This window comes from Thalassobacterium maritimum (genome assembly GCF_031127805.1).
GTDB lineage: Bacteria > Verrucomicrobiota > Verrucomicrobiia > Opitutales > Coraliomargaritaceae > Thalassobacterium > Thalassobacterium maritimum.
The window spans coordinates 1-2,343 of the sequence record NZ_JARXHW010000115.1; the positions used below are offsets into that span (position 1 = coordinate 1).

The 2,343-nt window shown below is 45.5% G+C and carries 4 protein-coding genes; all 4 read right to left on the minus strand.

Annotation, left to right across the window (positions count from 1 at the left end; genetic code table 11):
* Nucleotides 1–227: 227 nt before the first annotated feature.
* On the minus strand, nt 228–494 hold the full coding sequence (locus QEH52_RS19345; protein WP_308952602.1) for a Txe/YoeB family addiction module toxin: 267 nt from the start codon (nt 492–494) through the stop codon (nt 228–230).
* Nucleotides 491–733 (minus strand): type II toxin-antitoxin system Phd/YefM family antitoxin, encoded by a 243-nt coding sequence (locus QEH52_RS19350; protein WP_308952603.1) that lies wholly within the window; start codon nt 731–733, stop codon nt 491–493. Before QEH52_RS19350 ends, QEH52_RS19345 begins: the two co-directional genes overlap by 4 nt.
* Before the next feature lie 343 nt (nt 734–1,076).
* The gene (locus tag QEH52_RS19355) at nt 1,077–1,874 is read right to left on the minus strand and encodes an SIMPL domain-containing protein (RefSeq protein WP_308952604.1); all 798 of its coding nucleotides are present in this window, start codon (nt 1,872–1,874) and stop codon (nt 1,077–1,079) included.
* A gap of 35 nt (nt 1,875–1,909) precedes the next feature.
* Entirely contained in the window at nt 1,910–2,236 is a 327-nt protein-coding gene (locus tag QEH52_RS19360) for a hypothetical protein (RefSeq protein WP_308952605.1), read from the minus strand.
* Nucleotides 2,237–2,343: the final 107 nt, after the last annotated feature.

Below are 2,343 nucleotides of genomic sequence, written 5' to 3' on the forward strand. Positions count from 1 at the left end.
AAAGGACCTTGTCCCACGCAGCAGGCTTTATTTTCACTAATTTACGCTTATGATGAGGTTTCATTTTTCGTTTTTAGCGTCGGGTTAGATAAGCGTCCCATTAGCGGTGATAAGCGGTTAAAAAATACGTCTGATTGGGGTTCGTTTTTTAATTTCATTCCCTGATCGTCGAGCGTGATCGCGAAGTGAGGTACGAATGGAGTTGATCACCGTGACTTGATGGCAATTCAATTGCCATAGTGCGTCCACACTCGTAAAATCTTTACGACCTTTTCTTCTTCGTAAACCTGATAGACCAATCTGTGTTGAATGTTGATTCGCCTTGAATAAGCGCCTGAAAGATCGCCAACCAATGGTTCGTATTCTGGTGGTTTCCTGAACGGGTCTTCCTTCAACAGATCAATCAGCTCAATAGCTTTCCGTTTTAAGTTACTACGAGAGATTTTTTTCGCATCCTTCTGAGCCTGCTTGGCGTATACGATACGATAATTCACCACTCAATCGTCTCACTGCAGTCCTCAATTTTTTCCTCCATTCCCTTTTTGATGGAATCCACCATCCCGGGAATTGAACTCAGATGTAACGTCTCAGAAATGGCTCTCCAGTCATCCTCTGAAATAAGCACAGCATTGCCGCGCTTACCTGTTATCTGAATGGGGATGTGTGAATCGTTTGCTTCGTCGATAAGCTTGTAGAGCTTATTCCGGGCGGTGGTTGCGGTAATCGTAGTCATGACTGGAAGCGTGCGCAATTGCGTGCGTTTGTCAATTCCTCATATTGCCATCGTCGAGCTTTGGCGCGCCTTTAGGTGTTGTCCAGGAGCGACTAGATGTGTGCTGGGTAACCGGCTCATTGATTAAAGGGTGAAATACCATAAATAACGATATAAACATAGTAATCAAGTCCCAGAGCCAGCCTGATGGAGGCGAAGGCTATAGCGCAGGGCAAGCTGTGCGGGTAACGTGTATGGTGAAGAAGGCCTGTGCGCAACATGCGGGGCGACTGTGTGCGGCGTAGCTCGAAGAGCGAAGACGTATGCACAAGTTCCGAGGTCTTTCGAATCCATGGCATTTATTCTATTGCCCACTCCCGTCTGGTTCGCTCCCATCTTTTATGAGATAGATAACGGTGATATTCGAAGTGGTCTCAATCTTCGAAGGGACAAAGAAAGGTGGTTCTTCTTCTGAACTCGATGAACTATCCCTAAAGCCAGTAAGACGTATCCTAGATCTTGTAATGCCTTGCTCGTCGTAGTGACGAGAAGGAACCATCAACTCGGTGATGCGGGTGAACCCCTGCTGCGAAATTGCAAATACACCTTTGATTTCTGTATCATAGGACTCCGCCAGAAACTTAGCTGTCTGCCGACTGTCCTTGATTGCTTTAGATAACGCCTCCTGTTCAATTTTGGTCTTCTCTGAAGTGTCAAAGCTTACATCGACTACATCTACAAATTCATGTAGGTAGATTTCTTTCAGTAAGGTGCTATATTCGTCGAGGTTCCTGTAATTGATCTCAAAACTGCGTGACGTGGTGAAGCGCACTTCTTTTTCTTCTTTGGGCTGAGAAGAACTGAAGGGGTCAACAGCGCTGTATTTTTTGTTCACTCGTATATCAGTGGCGTCAATGTCATCCTTATCGACATCAAAAGCTTTAAGAGTAGATAGGATGATCGATGAATTTTCTTGGATACTCGCGAGGCATTCAGTTTTCCCTGCTGATGAGTTAGAAATAGAAAGGTATATTACTGCAATATCTGGCTGATGAGAGACGCTGCCGCTTCCTTTTACGATGACGAATGGTTGTTCCGGCAGATCGTCCGCGATTAAGGAGCAGGCCGATAGCAATAGACAGAGGAGGAATTTCATTTTCATAATTATTTCAGCGAACGTGGCTCTGGCGCGGCGCGTTAGCGACGTTGTCCAGTAGCGTCTGGATCGGCCTTGATTGTTCGTGTGAATTCGAGCTCTTCTTCGACCTTCACTATTCTTTTCCCAAGGTGAGTGATTGTCCAGAGCTGGATACCTGAAAATGCCATCAATACGAAAAATAAAATCTGCGATTCAGCATAGTCATAAGGTATCGTGACTGTTCCGATTTCCTGATTTTCTTCATTCTTTACAGGATACGTTTGATTCGCGACTGAAACCACCTGTGAAGAAAGCCAAAAGATGGAAGACAGCAAGAAGGTCAAAACTGTGATGCTCTTCAGTATTCTGTAGGAAGCTGTTTCCATTTATTTTCTGCCGATCGGTGAGGACTGGCACCCAGCCCTAGGGTTTTGGATTAGTGAGGGTTGTCGAATATCTGGCGCGTAAAATGGGTTGACCAGCTCCGTCTGGA